Raw genomic sequence first — 2085 nt, 5'->3', positions numbered from 1 at the left:
ACAATAGGGTGATAATGTAAAGTAAAACAATAATAATTTGCTGAAAGGTAATAGATTTACTTCCTTACTTTACATAATCATTAACTATACATAACCTTTTTTATGCGAAGCTTCGCATAATAAGGGAAAGATTGAGAACGTGGTGAAATTCATCAAAGGGAACTTTGCGAAGAATCGGGTATTTTATCAGATAGATACCTGGAACGAGCAGTGCCTCGCCTGGCTTGAAAGAAAAGGAAACTATCAGGTGCACAATACAATAAAAAAGAGACCTCTCGAAGTGTTCGCCCTGGAAAAGCCACACTTGCGAAAAGTCTCCTCCCTGCTTTCTTTCGAAAGCAACCATGGATCTAGTATAACAAGGACAGTGCATAAGGACAACATCATTAAATATCAATCGAACCGTTATTCTGTTCCGTTGGGAACGTATGAGCCACACGGAGATAACATCGTTCATGTCCGGATTGAGGAAGATGAGCTGATTATTGAAAAGACTCCTGAAGGTGAGCTTTTGGCTGTTCATCCCCTTTCCAAAGGAAAGGGCCAGTTGATCAAGAATGCACACCATTCCAGGGATAGATCCAAAGGTATACAAGCATACATGGATACGGTCAAAGCTTCCTTTGAAGACAAAGAAAATATTCAACAGTTTCTTGATGAGATTCATCAGCGTTATCCAAGGTACATAAGAGACCAGCTTCAGATTCTTCAAAGGACCGTAAAGAACTTTCGGCCGTTCATCCAGCCAGCCCTGCATGTTTGTATGGAGAAGGGTTTGTGGAGCGCCAACGACTTTCATGACGTGGCAAAGCACCTGGCCAGAATCCAAGGGCATCAGGACACAATCCCTGATATTCCCGGATCCGGGGCCATCTCCGAGTATTACAAAGAAAAAGCTTCCGTCAGGGAACTGGATGGTTACCTGAAGATCTTGGGAGGTGCCTGAGATGGATTTTTCAGTCGAAGATTTACAGAAACAGTTTCAACGTCTAAGAATGGCGGAGACTTCAAAAGTACTGCCGACTTTTTTGAGAAAGGCAGAGTCTCAAACATGGACATATCAGGAGTTTCTCCGCGAACTACTTTCGTACGAGGAAAAACGGCGTGAAGAAAAAATGATTGAAAAGCATCTGAAATGGGCAAAGTTTCCTTACCAAAAGAGCCTTGATGAGTTTGACCTTAAAGAACTTCCAACACTCAGTGAGAGGCAGTTAAGGCAACTCCAGGAGCTCTCATGGCTGGAAGAATCATTCAATTTGATATTCTTGGGCCCACCGGGCGTTGGGAAAACCCATATTGCCATTGGACTGGGATTGGAAGCAATCAACAGAGGATACCGGGTGTCATTCATCTCCATGGGGGAGTTGGTCCCCCTGTTGAAGAGTGAAGAGTACCTTCGAAAATCCCAGCTGCAGCTGAAACGGATCAGAGGTGCTGACCTTGTCATCATTGATGACCTGATGTACATGGCCATGGATCAGAATGAAGCAAATCTGTTCTTTCATCTGATCAATTATCTCTATGAACGAAGTTCTATCATTCTAACATCAAACAAAGGACCAGAAGAGTGGGGAGAGTTACTTGGGGACCAGGGTATTACTACGGCGATCCTTGATCGCCTTCTCCACCGCTCTGAAGTTCTACACTTTGACGGAGCCAGTCACAGGATCAAATATCGTGAGACTTTATTTCAAGCGAAAAGTGTTCAAAATTAATGAGCAGAAACTGTTCAGAACTACTTGACGGTTACACTCCTTCAATTACTACTATAAAGTATTACGTTACGTTAAAGTCAATAGAATGAAGATACTTTATGAAAAGGGATTTTGTATTGAAATATTGGGATGAAGTAACAGACCACGTGATAACAGGAAACTATGGTGTCGATTTTTCCACACTTATTAAGAAATTGGAAAAGGGAGACTTATAAGCCCTTTTCCACCACAAAATCCGAATACCTGAATATTGCCATGGGATAGAGCCAGCTTTGCCATCTTTTTGAGCCACTTGTGACATAAAATAGAGCCACCTTATGACATGGGTGAGCCACTTAGTGATTAAAGACATTCCCCCTGCCGGGGGAAT

Annotated in this window: 3 protein-coding genes; 2 read left to right on the top strand and 1 reads right to left on the bottom strand. The window is 42.5% G+C overall.

Translation table 11 applies throughout. The annotated features are described in order from the left end of the window. Nucleotides 1-139 precede the first annotated feature (139 nt). Nucleotides 140-946: a Mu transposase domain-containing protein gene (locus ACFSCZ_RS17940; RefSeq protein ID WP_380775924.1), complete on the top strand. Its 807-nt coding sequence runs from the start codon at nucleotides 140-142 to the stop codon at nucleotides 944-946. Nucleotide 947: 1 nt separating this feature from the next. Further along, nucleotides 948-1715, top strand: coding sequence for an IS21-like element helper ATPase IstB (gene istB, locus ACFSCZ_RS17935; RefSeq protein ID WP_380775636.1), 768 nt, complete (start codon nucleotides 948-950; stop codon nucleotides 1713-1715). A 160-nt stretch (nucleotides 1716-1875) separates the two neighbouring features. Here istB and ACFSCZ_RS17930 read toward each other — a convergent pair. After that, nucleotides 1876-2085 (bottom strand): hypothetical protein (locus ACFSCZ_RS17930; RefSeq protein WP_380775927.1); only part of this gene is annotated, 210 nt, incomplete at its 5' end.

The organism is Siminovitchia sediminis (assembly GCF_042680885.1).
Lineage (GTDB): Bacteria > Bacillota > Bacilli > Bacillales > Bacillaceae_C > Siminovitchia > Siminovitchia sediminis.
This window is presented reverse-complemented; position numbering and strand designations above follow the sequence as displayed.